This window comes from uncultured Aquimarina sp. (genome assembly GCF_947495315.1).
In the GTDB taxonomy this organism is placed as follows: domain Bacteria; phylum Bacteroidota; class Bacteroidia; order Flavobacteriales; family Flavobacteriaceae; genus Aquimarina.
Genome location: NZ_CANLYD010000009.1, coordinates 93,411 through 113,952, shown reverse-complemented (window position 1 = coordinate 113,952; position 20,542 = coordinate 93,411). Strand labels below are relative to the sequence as shown.

16 protein-coding genes are annotated in these 20,542 nt (G+C 37.1%); all 16 read left to right on the top strand.

The features are described 5' to 3' along the window. Nucleotides 1-8: 8 nt before the first annotated feature. On the top strand, nt 9-482 hold the full coding sequence (locus Q0910_RS16420; protein WP_299218772.1) for a phage tail protein: 474 nt from the start codon (nt 9-11) through the stop codon (nt 480-482). Between the two features lie 108 nt (nt 483-590). After that, the gene (locus Q0910_RS16415) at nt 591-1,034 is read left to right on the top strand and encodes a phage tail protein (protein WP_299218769.1); all 444 of its coding nucleotides are present in this window, start codon (nt 591-593) and stop codon (nt 1,032-1,034) included. Between the two features lie 10 nt (nt 1,035-1,044). Beyond that, a complete protein-coding gene (locus Q0910_RS16410) occupies nt 1,045-1,533 on the top strand; it encodes a phage tail protein (RefSeq protein ID WP_299218767.1) in 489 nt (162 codons plus the stop codon). A gap of 2 nt (nt 1,534-1,535) precedes the next feature. Further along, nucleotides 1,536-1,700: a DUF5908 family protein gene (locus Q0910_RS16405; RefSeq protein ID WP_299218765.1), complete on the top strand. Its 165-nt coding sequence runs from the start codon at nt 1,536-1,538 to the stop codon at nt 1,698-1,700. Nucleotide 1,701: 1 nt separating this feature from the next. Then, nucleotides 1,702-2,427 carry a hypothetical protein gene (locus Q0910_RS16400; protein ID WP_299218763.1) on the top strand — a complete coding sequence of 242 codons (726 nt, stop codon included), beginning with the start codon at nt 1,702-1,704 and terminating at the stop codon, nt 2,425-2,427. A gap of 3 nt (nt 2,428-2,430) precedes the next feature. Beyond that, nucleotides 2,431-4,113 carry a phage baseplate assembly protein V gene (locus Q0910_RS16395; protein ID WP_299218761.1) on the top strand — a complete coding sequence of 561 codons (1,683 nt, stop codon included), beginning with the start codon at nt 2,431-2,433 and terminating at the stop codon, nt 4,111-4,113. An 8-nt stretch (nt 4,114-4,121) separates the two neighbouring features. After that, nucleotides 4,122-4,328, top strand: coding sequence for a hypothetical protein (locus Q0910_RS16390; protein ID WP_299218760.1), 207 nt, complete (start codon nt 4,122-4,124; stop codon nt 4,326-4,328). Beyond that, complete coding sequence (locus Q0910_RS16385) at nt 4,318-4,734, top strand: GPW/gp25 family protein (RefSeq protein ID WP_299218758.1); 417 nt, start codon at nt 4,318-4,320, stop codon at nt 4,732-4,734. The genes Q0910_RS16390 and Q0910_RS16385 overlap by 11 nt, the downstream gene beginning before the upstream one ends. A 19-nt stretch (nt 4,735-4,753) precedes the next feature. After that, on the top strand, nt 4,754-5,176 hold the full coding sequence (locus tag Q0910_RS16380; protein ID WP_299218755.1) for a hypothetical protein: 423 nt from the start codon (nt 4,754-4,756) through the stop codon (nt 5,174-5,176). A 22-nt stretch (nt 5,177-5,198) separates the two neighbouring features. Beyond that, nucleotides 5,199-9,398 carry a baseplate J/gp47 family protein gene (locus Q0910_RS16375; protein WP_299218753.1) on the top strand — a complete coding sequence of 1,400 codons (4,200 nt, stop codon included), beginning with the start codon at nt 5,199-5,201 and terminating at the stop codon, nt 9,396-9,398. A gap of 197 nt (nt 9,399-9,595) precedes the next feature. Next, on the top strand, nt 9,596-10,681 hold the full coding sequence (locus Q0910_RS16370; protein ID WP_299218751.1) for a hypothetical protein: 1,086 nt from the start codon (nt 9,596-9,598) through the stop codon (nt 10,679-10,681). A gap of 69 nt (nt 10,682-10,750) precedes the next feature. Then, complete coding sequence (locus Q0910_RS16365; RefSeq protein WP_299218749.1) at nt 10,751-12,418, top strand: hypothetical protein; 1,668 nt, start codon at nt 10,751-10,753, stop codon at nt 12,416-12,418. 23 nt (nt 12,419-12,441) lie between these two features. Next, nucleotides 12,442-14,904, top strand: a complete 2,463-nt coding sequence (locus Q0910_RS16360) for a hypothetical protein (RefSeq protein WP_299218747.1) — start codon at nt 12,442-12,444, stop codon at nt 14,902-14,904. A 5-nt stretch (nt 14,905-14,909) separates the two neighbouring features. Beyond that, nucleotides 14,910-16,523 carry a contractile injection system tape measure protein gene (locus Q0910_RS16355; RefSeq protein ID WP_299218745.1) on the top strand — a complete coding sequence of 538 codons (1,614 nt, stop codon included), beginning with the start codon at nt 14,910-14,912 and terminating at the stop codon, nt 16,521-16,523. Between the two features lie 441 nt (nt 16,524-16,964). Next, on the top strand, nt 16,965-18,368 hold the full coding sequence (locus Q0910_RS16350) for an ATP-binding protein (protein ID WP_299218743.1): 1,404 nt from the start codon (nt 16,965-16,967) through the stop codon (nt 18,366-18,368). A 275-nt stretch (nt 18,369-18,643) separates the two neighbouring features. Next, nucleotides 18,644-20,506: a hypothetical protein gene (locus Q0910_RS16345; protein ID WP_299218741.1), complete on the top strand. Its 1,863-nt coding sequence runs from the start codon at nt 18,644-18,646 to the stop codon at nt 20,504-20,506. Nucleotides 20,507-20,542 lie beyond the last annotated feature (36 nt).

Here is a 20,542-nt window from a genome sequence, read left to right as displayed (position 1 = left end):
TAAAAAAAATGGCGTTAACAAAAGCACAAATAAAAACAGATTATCCATTACCTATTTATAATTATAGGGTAGATATTAATGGAGAGTCAATTAGTTTCTCTGAGGTATCAGGGCTAGAATTATCTTTCGAAACATTCACTTACAAAGAAAGTTTTGCGACAGGTGGTAAAGTAGGGCCTAATATTATGTATATGCCTGGGCAGATACAACCTGTAAATATTTCTATGAAAAAGGGATTGGTAAAAGGAAAAAGTATTCCTATTTTTTATGATTGGATCAATGATATTCAGCTTAATCAAGTAGATAAAAGAGATATTATAGTACATCTCTTAGACGAAACTGGTAGTACAGTGGTAAGCTGGAAGGTCATCGATGCTTTTCCTACCAAACTTACAGCACCTTCTTTCGATGCTAATTCTAACGATGTCGCTATAGAATCTATGGATCTAATGGCATCTAGAGTCACAATGGAAGAAGCATAGTCGCTAAAGTAATTCGTAGCAAAATAGTAAAACAAGTAGTATTCTAATTTCATACTAGACCAACTCAGAAAGGTGTAGGGTTGATGTATATCTAAAAGATAGCAAATTGTGGCAGTTGACAAACAAAGAATTATAGAAAAGTATCCCTTACCTGTTTATAATTATCAGGTAACAATCAATGGGATTGAAATCATGTCTTTTGCAGAGATTTCAGGATTAGAAATTGATCATGATCATGTATTGTACAGACACGGTTTTAGCTGGGCTGTAGGGGATCATTTGATTCGAGGTCAACGAAAACCGATTAATATCACACTAAAAAGAGGGATCGTCAAGCGTCGCAGTGATCTGTATGACTGGATCAAGTCTGGAGAAAAAAAAGATATCAGAATAGAACTATGTGATGAAACTGGGATGGGCATCGTAATTTGGGAGGTTTCTCGAGCATTACCTTTCAAATTAGATGCACCATCATTCAGTGCAAGTGCGAGTGAAATAGCCTTCGAAAGTCTGAATTTGATAGCTCATGATTTAAGAATAAAACACACTTAATAATTCGTATATGTTAGATGTTTTAAAAGCAATAAATTTTGCAGACAGAGAACCCACATTATCGCACAGATTTGGCGTGTTTTTTTTGGCAGGTGGGATAGTTCCCAATCCTATTGATCTTAGGTTTCAAAAGGTCAGCGGTATCAGCACAGATGTGCAGTTAGAAACTATTAATGAAGGTGGAGAAAACCTACATATGCATCGCGTACCAAAAATGATGAATTATAACAATCTGGTTTTAGAACGAGGATTCGTAGCAAGTCCAATCCCTTCGCCATTAAATCTGGAGTTTACGGCAGCATTCAATTCATTTACGTTTGCTCCTTCTAATGTATTAGTGACCGTATTTAATGAAAGTGGAATACCAGTTGGAGGATGGGTTTTTCAAAAGGCATATCCTGTAAAATGGTCTGTCTCTGATCTGGATGCACAATCGAATTCGGTAATAATTGATACGATGGAATTAGCATATTCTAATTTCAAAATTTTAAGAATATAAAAATGGCTGTAGAAATTAGAGAGATTGTAATTAAAGCGATTGTATCCGATGAGGTAAATACGGAAGAAACAACTAGTTCAGAAGGGTATGAACTGGATAAAAATAGTATGATACAAGAATGTGTAGACCAAGTACTAAAGGTGCTGAAAAATAAAAACCGACGATAACATGGCAAGTTTCAACAATAAAAAAGTACGGTCTTTTAAACTCCAAAAGCTCAAGATTACTTCTTATGATAAGAAGGAAAGAAAAGATTCAGGTAAGGAGTTCGAGGTGATGTTTAACCCAGAATCTGTACGACGAAGTTTTACGAATAAGTATACTAAACAGCCAAGTAATCCTCAAAACGAGGATACAGTTAAGTTTACCAATAGTGCACGATCTACGGTAAGAATGAAGTTGATTTTTGATGGAACCAATGTACATCAATACGGAGCAGAAACAGCATTTAGAGTATTATCAGGTTCTCAAACCAATGTAACAGAGCGGATTGATGGTTTTTTAACAAACATTGTAAAAATTAAAGGTAAAATCCATGAACCTCCTTTTCTGAAACTTAGTTGGGGACAAACACTTGATTTTAATTGTAGGCTCAATGATTTGGATATTAATTACACCATGTTTGCTAGAAGCGGTGATCCATTGCGAGCAGAGTTAAATGTTTCCTTTATAGAAGATGATGCGCTTGATGAACAATTAGCAAAATTAGATTTACAATCTCCTGATTTAACACATTATCGAATAGTAAAAGCGGGTGATCAATTGCCATTAATGTGTCAGGATATATATGGTTCGCCTATGTATTATCCATTAGTAGCGCGTGTTAATAAGCTTAAGAGTTTTAGGAATCTTACACCAGGACAAGAAATTTATTTTCCTCCAATTGAAAAATAAAATATGGCATCAACAGTAGTAACAAATACCATCAAAAGCAATGGGAAAACCCTTCAGTTGGGAACGTATCAATTGATGTCTTTAGATACTAATAAAGAGTTCAATAAAATACCAATGGCCGAACTCAAACTATATGATGGTTGTATAGCGAAACAAAAGTTCGAAACACTTGATGGAGATGCTTTTTTACCGGGATCTCTGATAGAAATCTTTATGCGATATGAAGGAAAAAACACTACTGAAGAAAAGATTTTTGAAGGTATTGTGATTAATCAGGAAATAGAAAGATCTCAACATCAATCTGAGCTAACCATAGAGCTTTGCGATCCTTGTATTAAAATGACTAGCTTACGAAAAAACGGGGTCTATAAAGGTCTTACAGACAGTAAGATCATAAAAGATCTGATTAGCAAATACAAAGGTCTAAAAGCAAAAGAAATTGAGAATACATCGTATACACATCCGCAGATGGTGCAATACTATGTTTCGGATTGGGATTTTATGGTATCAAGAGCAGAAGCTAATGGGCAGTTAGTAGCAGTTGACCATGGGGAACTATCTGTGAAAACACCTAATATCAAAAATCCGGATCTTACCTTAACCTTTGGTATCGATTTGGCACATTTTGATTTAAAATTGAGTAGTCAGGGGCAATATGAGAAAGTACATACTTTTGGTTTAGACACCAAGAAAAAACAATTAGCATTAAGTCTTCCTAAAAAAGCCGAAGAACAAACGTTAGGAAGTATAGGATATGACCTACCGATGCTATCTAAAGTAGTGGGGGCTACAGAAGCACAATTGATTCATCCGGTACCCACAGATCCTTTTGAACTTCAATCTTGGTCAGATGCGCAGCTTATAAAATCCAGACTTTCTGCAGTACGGGGAACCATTAGAATTGATGGAAATGGAAAGCTCAAGGTAGGACAGACGATAAAAATTGAAAATGTAAGTCGATTTAACGGAAATCACATCATCACAGGTGTTCGTAATACATTCGTTATGGGTTCAGGCTGGTATACCTATCTACAAATTGGTATGGATGCAAACTGGTTTAGCGCTCAATCGGATATTATAGAAACACAAGCAGCCGGATTGCTTCCAGGTGTAAATGGTTTGCAGGTTGGTACTGTTATAGGTCATATCGAAGATGCAGATCATGGATTCAGGGTTCAGGTACACATACCAGCATTTCATCAAGAAGGAAAACCGACTGAGGTACTGGCGATGTTTACTTCGTTGGATGCGGGAGTAGATCATGGAATCTTCTTTCCTCCAGAAAAAGGAGATCGTGTGGTGATAGGTTTCTTAAATGATGACCCTAGACAAGCGATTGTATTGGGCGCAATGCATAGTAATAAAGTGCCAAATACTGTAAAGAAGAAAAACACCTATAAAGGGATTTTTACCAAGTCTAATTTTCAATTGCTTTTTGATGAAGAAAAAGAGACCGTAACCTTATCTACAGAAGACGCAGACCACGCAAATGAACAGACCATTTGTATCAATCAGAAAGAAAAGAAGATTAATCTAGAAGATGCTCACGGAAATATAATAGAGTTAGGCAAAGATGGTATCAAGCTGATGAGTGCTAAAGATTTTATGATAGATGCTAAGGGAGATCTTAGTATCAATGCTAAAGGGAAAGTGAAGATCAAAGGGAAAAAGGTGGATTTAATATAAGCATACATATGGATAAAAATAATATACAACTCGAATTAACAGTCTCAGAAACCAATACAATACTCGCCGGACTTGGGCAACAGCCATATATCAAGGTAGCAGGACTCATTGAGAAAATACAACAACAAGGAGCTTCGCAATTAAAATCCTACGAGGATAATAGCCAGATGGCAAATAGTGATTCATCCAAAATATCAGTAGAAGATGGACAATAAGTTTTTAGGAAATGGTTGGGCGTTCCCTCCTTCTTTTTCAGGAGGTGGTGCAGATGTTGGATTTACAGCAGGAGAAGAAGATATCAAACAAAGTCTTCAGATTTTATTGTCTACTTCTTTAAATGAGCGGATGATGCACCCTGATTTTGGATGTGATCTTACTCAGTTTTTATTCGAAGAATTAGATGAACGATTTGCAAGTGAGTTGAGTAATATGGTATCCAAGGCCTTGTTATTGTATGAACCAAGAATTCAGGCAGAAGAAGTTACAGTAGCGGATATAGATCTGGAGAGAGGGATTGTGCATATATCGATCGATTATATAGTTAGAAGCACCAATAATCGCTTTAATCTGGTATATCCATTCTATGTTAATGAAGCTTCTACTGTGGCATTTGATCTTTAAAAAGAAATTACAAAAAAAAATGGATGCAATAATTATAGATGGTGATCAGGTCAATTTCCTTCCGGTATTTGGGAGTGCCTTGGTAAGTGTACAACCCGGAAAAATGATAGCTTCCGGTAAGACAACCATTAAAGGAAAAAAGGTTTGTGTAGATGGTGATGAATCCAAAGTAGAAGTTGCCAATTGTTCCTATGTGGCACCTCCCTTTGTGATACCAGGTAAAGGAACCTTAACCATTAAAAAATTAGGTCCAGATCAATTAACACAAAAAAGTAAAAGTGGTAGTAAAAGCATCATTTTAAAAGGAAGTGTATTTATAGCAGAATTCAAAGTTACAGCTCAGGCAAAACAACCACCTCCCACCAATGCACCGGATCCCGTACCTATGTATCCGGGACAAGGACAATTAATACCAGCAAATACAAAAATAATGGCCACTTAAACCTAGTAAAGTAGTAGAAACAATGACTCACATTCAAAATTCAAATAATATACTTCTTAGAGATGGAACCAGTCAGCAAGATCGCAATACAGATGCGATTCGTCCTGAATATGTAGCGATAGAAGATCGTAGTATTGAAGAACTGATTACCGAAGCACAGCGTATAGCCAAAGAGCTTCAATTTTTTGATACACAAAACAGGCCTACTACTACTTGGGAGTCTTTTTTAATTGACGATCCGCAAACATTTAACCAAAATTCTCCGGAAGGAAGAAGGATTCAACAAAAACGTTGGGCTGATCTATTAGCTGCATATGTAGAAAATCCTGAACGTTTTTATAATGATTCAGAAAAGAAAGCTAAACTATCCAAACCTCACGTAGCACTATTTATGACTTTCTTAAAGTTATTAAATCACGTGAAATCCAAAATGAATGGACTTACAGAAAGACATCTTGATTTTTATTTTAGAGAACGTCTTGGATTGAGCACAAAAGAAGCAGTGCCTGATGTGGTCAATGTATTATTAGAGTTAGAAGAGAATACCGAATACCTAGAAGTAAACAAGGGAACTGTATTAGAGGCCGGAGAAGACGCTTCGGGTAATCAATTGCAATACATCACTAATGAAGATACAGTAATTAGCAAGGCTCAAATCACACAACTTAAAAATGTTTTTGTAACAAAGCAATTTCTTACGATCCAAGAGACACATCAGGAACGAGGGAAAACTAAGGATGCGGCCTTTGTTGATATGATAGAAATGGCCTTGGGACACCCAAATCCAGGAGATGCCCTTCCGGACTTTCCAGGGAACCAGATTGGAGATATTTTTGAGCTGAATGAAGCAGTAAAAAAAGAGGATGCAGCTGCGATTTCCTATGTAACACAAGAGCTATTTTTAAAAAGAAATGATTTTGATCTTATTTTTCTAAAACATCAAGAAGAAAAGGATGGCATCCCTACAGATTGGCTGCCTGTATATGAGCATTTGGAAAAGGCTCATAAGAAAAAAATCATACATCAAAGAGAACAAAATCTTAGAGAATTGCACGATGTTGAAGGATTTGACGTAATGATGAGAAAAGTATATGGAAATCCAACTCCCGGAGATACATTGCCCTTATATAATGGAGAAAAAGCTTTGTTAGAGCAGGTATTCGAAGACATACAGACTACAGATGAAAAAGCTGAAAGAGCGTTAGAATATGTAATAGTAGACCTGCAATTAACGGAACTTGATTTTATACATATCATGCAAACTCAAGCAGATGCTAAGGCTTCTGAAGAAGATAAGGATAAAGTATATCGTATTCTAGAATTCGCTGAGCGCCAGATACGATCGATCTCTATTTTTCCGCCTAGCATAGAAAAGTTATCAGATATTTATGCAACAGCGGATGCCAAAGAATTTGTTTTTAGCAAATATGAAGAAGAAGAAGAAAGTAAGCGATTTAAGACGTTTGGTAATAGAGAATCTTCTATATCCAATCATTCCCTAAAACCATCTGAGATTGGTTTTGCTATAAGTTCTCCCACCTTACTGCTCCAAGATGGTAAACGTACTATTGAAATACTACTAGATTTGGGACAAGAAAATCGTACTATAGAAAGCTTACAGTCGATTTTTGATAAAAACGATCCCTTTCAGACCTACCTTAGTAGTAATGAACAGTGGTTTACACCCAATAAAGTAAGTTATTCTTTAGGAGATTATGTAGGGGCAACTTCAGAAATTCCTTTAGATATTATAGTAAATGACACTACGATTACTAGCATCGATAATCAAAGCTTTGATATCACAGATGTTGGTAAATACATTGTAGATACCACTCAAAAAATATATAAAATCATAGGGATTAAGGATACTTCGATACTAGAGGTTGAAGAAGTAGGATTGATTGATGAGAATGTCGATAAAGCACAAAAATATGCACCGGATCAGGTATATCTTAATGCCTTAAAAATAGCAATACAACTTCAGGATAATGATCCACCAGTCGCACCTTTTGGATCAGAATCTTCTTCTTTAGTAGCATCAGAGCATCCAACACTGGTGTGTACACTACATCATTTTTTAGAAGAAGAAAAAGGAGGAGAACGCTATCGAAGTAATTATGAACATTTAATAAACCTTGGATTACAAAAAGCACATATACGGGTAGATGTGCAGGGAATGCAACAAAGTATCTTACAAAACGATCAAAATACTATTGATACCAAAAAACCTTTTGAGCCCTTTGGGTTCCAGCCCGAAATAGGAAGCAGTTTCTATATCGCAAATGAAGAAATAGCTCAGAAAAGAGTAAAAGACTTACATCTGGAGATGGAATGGGTACAACAACCCAAATCCCTTACAGAATATTATAAGAATTACTGGTTAATACAGGCTAATCATACAGAAGAAGAACTTGCAGCACTTAGCGAAGAAGAGCTTTCTGAACTGATAGAACAACGACTTGCAACAAATGCTGCAATTATTGAAGATGATGGTGATTTTAAAGCGGATGTATTTTTTCATGATCACAATGCAGAAGTCTTACTATCTACTATGATAGAAAATCCTGAAGGAGATAAAGTATCAGAAGGTTTCTCATTGTTTACAAAAGAAGGCACCATTTCGATTACGGATGTACCTTTTAGAATGCAAGAAACAAGTCCGGATTATGAATATAAAGAGCGTTTTGACATCGAGATGGATGAAGAGGAGGTAGTATCCTGGGATCGATATTTTAGAATAGAACTAACACCCGTAAACTTTCAGCATACGGCATATAATACCTTATTTACAAAGCAAGCATTATCCGGAAAAGAAGAAATAAAAAACCTACGAATTAATTTGCCATATCAACCTAAGCTAAAAAAACTAGGGGTTTCGTATACCGCCTGTGTGGATATAACGGCAAATACGCAGTCTGCAAAAACTGCTAATAATATTTTTCATATACATCCGTTCGGATATGATCTTTTGGCACCAGGAAATGAGGCAAATCTAATACCTGTTTATACAAATGAAGGTTCGTTGTATTTGGGGATCGATCAATTAAAAACGCCACAGATACTATCTGTTTTATTTCAGATGGCAGAAGGGAGTGCTGATCCAGATATTCAAAAACCTGAGTTGCAGTGGAGTTATATACGGAATAATGAATGGGAGATAATTACACCTTCGGGGATCTTAGAAGATACAACTAATGGATTGGTAAATACAGGGATTGTAAAAATAAAAATACCTGCAGATGCCACTACTGGTGGTACCTTAATGCCTAACGATTTACATTGGATTAAAATAGGTGCTTTTAAAGATATAAATGGTATATCGGATACTATTGATATTAGAAGTCAGGTAGTAAGTGCTACACTTTCTACTGTAGAAGTAGATCCCACACATTTCGAAAATCCTTTACCCATCGATACCATTACAGAAGTACTCAATCCCATTCCTGAAGTCGCCAAGATTACACAACCCTTTACTTCTAGCAAAGGAAAACCAGCCGAAAAAGGGAATGCGCTATACAAACGTGTTAGTGAACGGCTAAGACATAAAAACAGGACGCTTACGATGTGGGATTATGAACATGTAATATTGAATCGGTTTCCTCAGATATATAAGGCTAAGTGTCTTCCGGCAAAAGATAGAACAGGAGGAGTAGATGTGATTGTAGTACCTGATATCAAGGGAAAATTACCTTTTGATCCATTTGCACCAAAGGTAGCAGCAAATACGCTATTTCAGATTGAGAAATATGTACAAATGCAGGCACCTACCTATGCGGATATATCGGTAACCAATCCTTTATATCTGCAAATATCTACCGAGTGCATTGTAAAATTTTATGAAGGATATGATGAAGGTTTTTATAAAAATAAGTTGATAGAAGAAATCAAGCGCTTTATGTCGCCATGGGCGTATGGTGAAGATAGAGATATACAGATCGGAGGATCACTTCATGCCAGTGTAATTATCAATTTTATTGCAGAAAGACCCTATATCGATTATGTAGCTAATCTGAAGTTATTTCAGAGTGAAGACGGAGAGACCTTTACCGATGTGCGGAGTCTCAATGACGGAAAATCAATAGTCATCCCCTCCAAACCTAATATGATCATGGTTGCTGCGCAAATACACGAGGTGTACGTAGTGAATGAAGGTGAATTTGAAGAAGATAGTTTTGAAGGTATTAACTATATGGAAATCAATAAAGATTTTATAGTTCGATAAAATTATTAAATAGGTAAAAATAGAAAACGCTCGTCTTAGTCTGAGTTGTCACATTAAGCTTCCTCCATAGCGGACAGGTGTCGAAGTGCTGCCGAAGATATTTTGAAGAAAAGTCAAAAATTAAATTAGACTTGTTTTATCAACTTTAAAACAATGGATAATTGATAAAAAAATAGAAAGAATAAAAAAATAACCTGATGGAAATCAATAAGAAAAACCGAACAGAACTCAAAGAATATTTTAAGATCAATGACAAACCTACGCAAGAGGAGTTTGCCGATTTTATAGAAGCCGGATTAAATCAGATAGAGGACGGTATAGCGAAAGTGCAGGGAAATCCCATATCCATACAGACTGAAGGAGAGCGGGTAGGTACGCAAGAGGTACTAGATCTATATGAAAGTTTTGCAGATGACAATCCGCAATGGTCTATTAACCTCAATCCCAGAGTAAATTCTGATGAACCGACAAGCAATCAACCCGGAATCAATATTAAAGATGCAACCGGGCAAAGTAGATTATTTATCAAATCAGGAGAAGGTAATGTAGGTGTTGGAACCTTGGAACCAACTTCTAAACTTGCCATAGAAGGGAAAAATATACCTTCATTATTATCGGTAACTGATACTACAAACAATCGTACTACAATTTTTGAGGTTTCAAAAAAAGAAGGGGTTACTATAAAGGGAGCTTTATTGGTAGAAGGTGATATTACCATAAAAAACTTAAAGGCAGATAATATTTCTTCGAGTGTAGACCTGGATAAAGAAGAAGCAAGTCACGAAAAAATTCCTACGCAAATGGCCGTAAAGAACTATGTAGATACTCGGATGCCCAAAGGTGTCATCGTTATGTGGTCAGGAAATATAGTAAACATCCCCACAGGATGGGCTTTATGTAATGGAGTCCAGGGAACCCCTGATTTATCAGGTAGATTCATTGTTGGATTCGATAAAGAAAATCCAGAATACCAAGTGGGTAAAATAGGAGGAAAGGATGAAATAACACTTAACGCAAGTCAAATGCCTGCCCACAATCATACAGGAAACACTTCAGAAATTGGAGATCACGTACATAACATATCGCACCCAGCTTCAGGAAATGATAGCGGTAATGGTCTTAAAACAATTACTATGGACGGGGAAACACATGGCACATTAAATACTAAAACCAAATCTGCTGGTAAACACAAACATTCATTTACTACAAACAAAACCGGAGGAAATCAACCTCACGAAAACCGCCCTCCTTACTTTGTTTTGGCATATATCATGAAGTTATAGTGACACTAAAAAAATATAAAATCAGATCCCTGGCAATCAAATAGTCATAAATCAAAATAGATATACATTGTGGAAATCAATAAGAAAAACCGAACAGAGCTCAAATCATATTTTAAGATCAATGACAAACCTACACAAGAAGAATTTGCTGATTTTATAGAAGCAGGGCTTAACCAGGCAGAGGATGGTATTGCCAAAGTACAGGGCAATCCGCTATCTGTACAAGCAGAAGGAGAGACTGTAGGTACACAAGAGGTGCTGGATATATATGAAAATTTAAGCGATGATAATCCGCAATGGTCTATTAATTTAAATCCCCGGGTAAATCCGGCAGAACCTACGAGTAACCAATCGGGATTGAACATCAAAGATGCTACCGGTCAAAGTCGCTTGTTTATAAAATCAGGAGAAGGCAATGTTGGTATAGGAACCTTAGAACCCGCATCTAAGTTTACTATAGAAAGTAAAAATATACCTTCATTACTATCAGTCGTTGATATTACTAATGAACGAGCTACTATTTTTGATGTTTCTCAGCAAAAAGGTGATGGAATACTGTCACTGCGAAATAGTAGTAGTTCAACTAATATTCAGCTTAGTGGATCGATAGAAAAACCTAACTTCTTTCTGGGTAAAGTAGGGATAGGAACCAAAGATCCAAAGACAAACATACAGGTTAGTGGCGAAAACACAGAACTAAGAATCACCAACACCGGGCAGGGCGATGCTACTTCAGCACGTCTATCACTAGAAAATACAGCGAATTCAGAACACTGGGAAATAGGTTTACAACAAGGGCAAGATAGTCTGATGTTTTTTTCGCCCAAAAATGCATCCAAAAAAATAGTCATGAAAAAAGAGGGTAGATTAGAATTGCCCAGCGGAATTATTTTTGGCCGATCAGATACAGCGCATATCAATGAAGATGGAGCACTTTATCGCCATTCTGGTGATGCATTTCTTTCGACAAAGGACAACTTTTTTATAAAAAATGTAGGAACAACGGATGAAGAGGTTGCTTTTCATTTTAATACCGATCAGGGTAAAATAGGCATCGGGAGTAAAAACCCACTAGCTCCATTATCCATAACGGGAACAGGAAAATCATCAAATCCTGATGAGGCGATGCATATTACCTCCAGAAGTATTTTGTTTGGAGGGCCCAATGCAGGTAAATCAGAGTTTTCCGGAAAGATTACTGCACATGATACCAATGCGCTACGAATTATAGGAATGTCTTCGGATCAAGATTCATCATCAAGAAAAGTTGAGATTTTTGCAGAAGGGGGACTTACCATTAAAGGCCATATGCAAACTACAAAGGACTATATCGTTGCATTTTCTGCTTCGTTAAAAGATAGTAATATTGGAGGAGATAAAAGTGTACTTGAATTTAAACAAATAAACTACAACATTGGAGATCATTTTAAAGATTTTACTCATTTTGTTGCACCAGTAAGGGGAATGTACGTGTTTATTATGAACGTGAGGAGGAATACGGATACAGGAGGAAGATGGCATCTTCGTTTAAATGGTACAGGCTATGTGAATGGATCTTCAGGGGAAGAAAAAAAAGAACGTTCTGAGTTGACTGTTGGGAGTAAAAATCATAGTAATTCAAGGACGGTGATCACAATGCTTGAAGCAAATGATAAGGTACATGTAGAGCAATTAGATACTAGGGGAGATAATCATAGTTCGGGTTTCAGTGGAATGCTATTAAAAGCACTCATTTAAATATACACTCTAAAAAAATGAAAATGGAAACATCTATAACAATACCCAGAGAAGTACCACAGGATTCCGCATTAAGCTATGAATTTCTACGTGCAGAAGGAATGCAACTAATACAAAAAATGGCAGGAGATACCTGGACCGATCATAATATCCACGATCCCGGGATTACCATCTTAGAACAAGTTTGTTATGCTATTACCGATCTGGCGTATCGGATGGACTATGATATTCAGGATATCATAGGTAGTGATACCACCAGCACTTATGAAAACCTGTATAGTCCCGCTACCATTTTAACCACAAATCCAGTAACGGTATTGGATATTCGTAAAGTAGCGATTGATGTGGATGGGGTCAAAAATGCCTGGATCGAAAAAGTAACCCAAAAAAGAGTTGGTGAGATCTCAGAAGCGGATAGTACACCAATAGGATTGTACCGAGTTTTTATAGAAAAAGATGGGTTGTTTGATATCCCTGGGAGTACAATAATTAAGGATGTAAAAGAAAGGCTCTACGGATGTCGTACGATTTGTGAGGATTTCGAAGAAATAAAATTATTAGATACGCAGGGAATCCGATTACATGGTGTTATCGAAATTGCAGATACGGTAGATGATGTCAATGAGATGGTAGCTAATATTTTGTATCGTGTAGGAACTCATTTTTCACCTCGTATTCCTTTCTATACCTTACAACAACAGTTAGAAAAAGGAAAAAGTACTGATGAAATTTTTGACGGGCCAAGATTGTTAAACGGTTTTATCGATGATCAGGACCTATTACAAAACTATCGAAAAGAAGAGCTCCAGACTTCTGATGTGATTAAAGAAATCATGGATCAAACCGAAGTATTAGCGATTGACAAAATCGCACTGGCTACGGGAACCAATACAGTAAAAAATTGGTTGTTACCATTGGATACTTCCAAAACTCCAATTTTGGATATCGAAGGTACCTTATCACAACTATCATTTACCTCTAAAGGACTTGCCGTAGGCATCGATACAGAAAGAATAAAAACACTATACAATCAAAAAAGAGTTGAAAGTGTTTCCAGAGCTGTATCAGGTAAAGAACTGGATATGATCATGCCAGAAACTCAAGCACAGCAACTAGAAAACTATGATTCGATACAAAATCAGTTCCCTGCTAATTATGGGATTGGCGAAATAGGACTCCCGGATTCAGCTACTCCCGAAAGAAAAGCACAGGCAAAGCAGTTAAGTGGGTATTTGTTGTTTTTTGAACAGACATTGGCCAATTATTTTTCGCAGTTAGCGCACTTTAAAAAACTGATGAGTTTTGATGGAGAAGATACCAGAACCTATTGGAATCAATCCCTTCTGGAATGCGTTCCCGGAGCATCCGAAGTGATTGGTAGTAAAGAAAACTATGAGGCATATCTGAGCGAAATGACCAACGATGCTAATGCCGGATTATTACGAAAAAATAAGTTTCAAAACCATTTGTTGGCACGATTTGCAGAGAAATTTACAGGCTATGGTATGGTATTAAAAGATCTTACGGATAATGAGTCTAGTACGGATAAAAAGTTAATCAAGGATAAAGCCCGATTTCTTAAAGAATATCCTGTGGTGAGTGCCTGTAGAGCAAAGGCATATGATACCACAAAAGACTTTTGGGATACTCGAAACATTTCGGGATTAGAAAAGCGAATTGCATTAAAAATAGGGATCGAGGACTATAGCCGTAGAAACTTAGGTGATGCTAATACTGCTGGAATGCATATGGTAGAACATATCTTGTTACGACCTAGAAAAAAATATCCTTATTCGTTTACCGCAACGTATATTCCATTACAAATCGAAAGATTCGAAGTCGCCATCACAGAAGAATTTACACGATGCATCGCCAAAGATCATACCTTAGAACCTGGAGAAGAAATACGCATCACCGGCAATGCACAATTCGAAGGGACGTATATAGTATTAGCAATCGGAGAGGATTTTTTTGAAATTGAAGCGCCTTTTCAAGAATCAGAAACCGGAGGTTTATTTCAGCGTACACCCGATATTCGATATTACCTACAATCTGTTTGTATTAATAGTATTGAAACGTCTTCTACAACATCGGATCATATATTTTGCAACATAGGAAAACATACCTTACAAGTAGGAGATAAGATAGAAATTACCGGAACCAAAAATTATAATGGGGAACATAGCATAGTTTCCATATCTGAAGAAGGGTTCGAAATTGCAGTGCCTTTTATAGAAGAAGAAACCACCGGAAGATGGATGTCGACTGTGGATCCAAAAGATCCGTATTCATTACAACTAACTTTCGCACTGCCAGCATGGATAGCGCAATATCAGGATGAAGATTTTAAGAAATTTATTGCATTAACGATACGCGAGGAGACCCCAGCACATATCAAGACCAATATCCAATGGTTAGATCAAGAAGAAATGCAACGATTTGACTATGCATATCATCGTTTTCTGGAAGAAATCAACAATGGATAAGTAGTATGATGACACAGCAAAAACATATCATCAATAAACAGATTTTAGAAATTCACCTGCCTTCGACTGTAGATGCTTTTGCTGTGCAGCAAGAACTGAGTGCGCTGTGTCGGCATCAGTTAAGAACGGTTATGGACCGCATATTTGGTAATACTACTCATAATACGGCAGATCAACCGTTTCAGATTGATCGACTTACATTAGATTTAGGGCAGGTATCTTTGGATAATTTTGAAACTGTTTTTGAGGAAGAATTACAAGAAAAACTTCAAGAAGCACTTACTGTATATCAGCAATCTGATGCCGTAGTACAAAAAAACACAGCCAATCAAACCGAAGAAAAAACACCACTTAGAGCCGTAGCACATTATCTGAAAACCGGAATATTACCTTGGTGGGCAAAGGACACAACCAAAGCATATGTTCTGCAGCAATTAGAAGAATTGCTGCAAAAACCGAACACCACTTTCATCACCTTGCTAAAACAATTGAGATGGAATACCCAGCAGCTAGAACGTTTTGTCCATACAAGTACAGAAGCGCAACTGCTTCAATCCCTTCAACTGATTTCGGATATTCCTGTACAAGAAATAGTACCTACTTTAGAAAAGTTTCAGCAGAGAATTCATAAGAAATACGGCATCGCATCGCAGAAGATACAGGCTGCGTTTTGGAAAACAGCGTTTCAGAAGTTTGATACGTATAAAGATGTCAAGTTCTTCGAACAAGGATGTTTCCAAGCTACGTTGGCAGCACTCGGAATAGATCATAAAAGAAGTAGCAAAAAACATCAAGCACAGGATGTCTATGAGATCAAATCTTTAGTAGCTAGCTATAAAACTACTCAAGCTAAGAATACTGTATGGCAAGAATTCTTTAGACAACTATCCACTATCATAAACAACCCTTTTTTGGATCAGTTGCCTGCCAAAATGTTAAAGCAATGGGTGCAATTACTAAAAGATATAGGTAACATACAAGAGCAAACGGTAGATGCCAATAGTGTATTAAGACCCTTGGCAATCTATCTCCAGGGAGTACATAAAGAACTGCAGGAGATAGCATCAAAACCCGCAATAATGGAGATAGAAAAGGTGTCCTCTCCTTTTGAGGATACGGATTTTATACCCATACAAAATGCAGGATTGGTACTCTTTTGGCCATTTTTAGAACGCTTTTTTGAGAATTTGGAGTTGATCAAAGATAAAAACTTTATCAATGAAACCGCTCGTCATACTGCCATATGTGCATTGCAGTATCTGTGTGAAGGAGATGACCAGGAACTGTTTGAAGGAGCGCTACCATTAAACAAATTGTTATGTGGTGTCGCTATAGAAGAAGTCATATCGCCAATCACACTATCGGATGAAGAAACAGCAATTGCTGAAGGACTGCTAACCGCTGCAATAGGACAAGGCCCACATTGGAAAAACTTATCTATAGAAGGATTTAGAACCTCCTATCTATGTCGTCCCGGATCCTTACGCACCCGAGATGGTCATTGGTTATTACAGGTGCAACGAGAAACTCATGATGTTACATTAGAAAAATTGCCTTGGGGTTTTCATACGGTGAAACTCCCCTGGATGCAAGACATTATTGTAGTGGAGTGGTTGTGAGGTTTAGGGTGTTAGGTATTAGGTTTTGAGGTTTGAGAGATGAGGGATGAATAAGAAATGAAAAAACATCCATCCCCAACCCTTCCTTCAAAGGAAGGGAGTTGGATTAGGGAAATGTTGAATAGAACCGTGATCGTCGGTTCGAGTGATCATCCGAAATGTAATGGAAGGTGATTGTATCGATAACTTTTTCGTGTGAATAACATTGAACCCATCTCGATACATTTTATAGCTGCGTTGCACTGCGCTATAAAACACTCGATGAGACGTAGTATAAATAAAGTATATCAGTCTGGTCGAGTATTCCTAAAGCCTTGATGATAGGAAAGGATTTAGAAATGTATCGAGATCCAATAGAAATAGTCTTTTTGCCTCCGTCACCCTGAGCGGAGTCGAAGGGTAGACAATACAAAAAGAAATAACAAAAGAAATAGCAATACTATGAAAAAACAAATGGTCATCGCTGAAAACAATGGTATAAAGAAGTCAACTGATAAACTTATCAATGATCATAATGCTGAGGTATTACAATCAGAACTAGCTTGGCTAAGCATCGTGCTTCAAACCCGTTTGGAATTGCATTTTAACCAAGAAACGCCTTATCAATCCATACAAGAATTAACACCTCCAGATATAACAGATAAAGTAGGAGTCTATGCAGCATTTATACAAAAACACAAACTCAACGTTACAGAAAGGTTGCTACTGATCTTGGCATTGGTTCCTCATATTCAACCAGAACTTTTAGATATTCTGCTCACTAAAAACAAAGACTACGACCGCCGCTATAGCGAATTTGGCGGACTGTTGTTAGAAGGGCATTTGGGATTGATCCCTACCGCAGAAACTGCGATGTTTTTAATAGCAGGAGATGATTTACAGAAACGTTTGCAATATCATACACTTATTACTCAAGACTTTGTCGCGATACGAAAAGGCATCATCAGTCTATCCAGAACCAAAGGGAATAGTCCGCTATTAAGTAGTATCTGGATGATCGCTAATGAATATGTAGAATATTTATTAACTGGTAAACCCTACCAAGCAGTATATAGCCCTGATTTCCCTGCGCAACGGATTCATACCAAACTATCGTGGGAGGATCTCATCGTCTCTAGATCCACAGCACATAGCTTGCAGGAAATCAGGGATTGGGTTACCTATGGACATACGGTTTTAGAAGAATTAGAACTGGGCAAACGACTAAAACCAGGCTATAAAAGCCTGTTTTTTGGACCGCCAGGAACCGGTAAGAGTATGGCAGCAGCGTTGTTAGGAAAAAGTACAGACAGGCAAGTCTATAGGATCGATCTAAGTATGACCGTCTCTAAATACATTGGCGAAACCGAGAAAAACCTGGCTAAAGTATTTGATCAGGCACAGCAACATGATTGGATCTTATTTTTTGATGAAGCCGATTCTTTGTTTGGGCAACGTACCCAAGTAAGTAGCGCTAATGATCGATACGGAAATCAGGAGATTGGATATTTATTACAGCGAATCGAAGATTTCCCAGGAGTGGTGATTTTGGCGAGTAATCTAAAAGACAATATAGACGATGCCTTTACCCGAAGATTTCAATCGATGATCGAATTTACCATGCCTGGTGTAGAAGAACGCTATCAATTATGGAAACAATCCTTTGCTAAGAAATTACCACTAGATGAAAACTCAGATCTATGGCATATCGCCGAAAACTATGAAATCTCTGGCGGATTGATGATGAATGTAGTACGTAAATGTACGCTACAAGCCGTAACGAACAAAGAAAAAACAATCACCCAACAAAGTCTGGAAACTGCAATACGACAGGAGTTACAGAAAGAAGGGGTTATTTTGAGTTAAAAAAACACTCGATGAGACGTATTGTAAAATAAGAACCTGTAAGAACATGCCCGTTAGGTCCTAGTATTGTGGAAGTACTGCCGAAGTGTTATCAAGTATTTTCGAAGGGCTTAACGTGACATGCTAAGTATAAAATTTGATGAATTGATCGAAACATCCCTCTAAATTTCCTCGCCGCGGCGAGGAGACTTTGCTAGCTACCTTCCTTTGAAGGAAGGGTTTGGGATGGATGTTTATGAAAAAAAAGTTTAAAATAATAGTTAACAAAGAAAACTATGAAAACACAAACTGATAAAACCCAAGAATCTCAAAGCTCGATTACCCCAAGGGTTTCTCAGGAACCTGGTAACGGAGGTACGGTACAACTTATGGATAACCGTACCTCTTCTTTGGATCAAAGAAAATTAAGATCGGGAATAGATGGTTCCGGTAACAAAAACAATCCAGTTCAACGAAAACGCAAAGGTTCTTCTAGATTTCAGAAAATAGCCGCAGATATGGGTGCAGCATATGGCGTGGACACCTCAGACCTCAATGCTACCCATAATTCTTCTTTTCCAATTAAACTCAATGCTGATGCTACTATACAAGGAAGCAATATTCATTTTGCTCCAAATATGGATACAGACTATAATATAAGACATGAAGTCTCCCATGCTATTGACAACAAGCTTAATGGTACTCCAAAAGGAGATAAGACAGTGAACGGGCAAAAAGTAGATACTACAAGGGAAAAAGTGGTAGATACTATGGCGGAAAACAGTCAGCCAGCGAAAAGAACTCATTCAAAAAATAGTATAAAACAAGAAGCATCTAATTTACCCGTGCAAAGACTGCCTTCCGGTGCACTAAATAGAGTTGTGAAAAAGTTGAGAAAAGGAGGATTTGAATTTGATGATGATGATGTCATCATAGGCGGAAATAGAAATGTTTCTAGGTTAACTATACAGCAAATGGAGTATGGAGGTTTGGATTTTACCAATGTTGTTTTTCAGGTCAATGGAAGAATGTTGGATGGGGATGCCTTACAAAGTGTTGATTTGGATATTGAAACAATAGCAGGTGATAATTTAAACGTAGGTGGCAAATATTATAGAGTCGCCTTAAATGATTTAAATATGAATATGTTGTTAATTAAAAAGATTCAAAACCTAGGAGCTATTTTGAGAGGTATGATTATCAATGGAATTGTAAGATGGTTACCTATGTCAAGAAGGTTTAAGCCAGATACCTCAGTGCCTTACCCTAAATACGGACTAAATATGTTAGGAGCTGGTTCGGGTATTAATATTGGCAGATTGCAAATTGATACATTGTCAGGTTCGGTTGCTACAAGGATAGGAAAAGGAGGGTATACCGGAGCAGAAGGGCAGGTACAAACACAAAGCCAAGTAGAAGATTCTATTCTCATCAATGACTTAGAGTTGAATGTGGAACAGGTACCTGGTAGGAATCAAGAAGAATTTATTACTAATGTGGGCATAGGAAATCTTAGGATGGATCAAAATAAGAGGAAATTAATTAAACGCGGCCAGCGAGTAAATAAACCTAAGACAGAGCAAAAACAGATCGATGTACAAGATCTTAATTTTAGGTTACATCAGAATGAGAATGATTTCAATCTAAGCAATCTAACATTCAATGATCAAAATCAAAATACTGTTGTAATTCGTGGCTTACCTTTCCTAAACACATTAACAATAAGTGATTTAGAATCTGATATTGATCCAAACAACGGAAACGGAGATATACAAGCAAATATCTCCATTAGGATAAAAAATTTACCATTTGTTAATATAAACTTCCAAATTACTATAGATGTGCGTAATTGGAATGTTGTATTAACTGAAGTTCTCGATCAGATAAGAACTGGTTTAAGAAGTAATCGCATTCCTAACGCGGTTTCAAATATGATTTTGGAAAAGATAAGAACTTCTGCTATCAACTATGAGAATCCAGATGTTTTAAGACGGACTTTAGAAGTTTTTGATCCGGATATTCCTGGTTCTGATCGTGATGTTTTAATTACGGGTGCAACTGTCCCAAATGATCCTACAATTCGAGTAATTGGTATTAACATAGCAAGACTTTTTGAATATCACTTAGGATCCAAAATTCGCAATGCTGTTGGAAGATAGAGGTTAAATCGGATGGTACTATTTAAGGTGCAAACC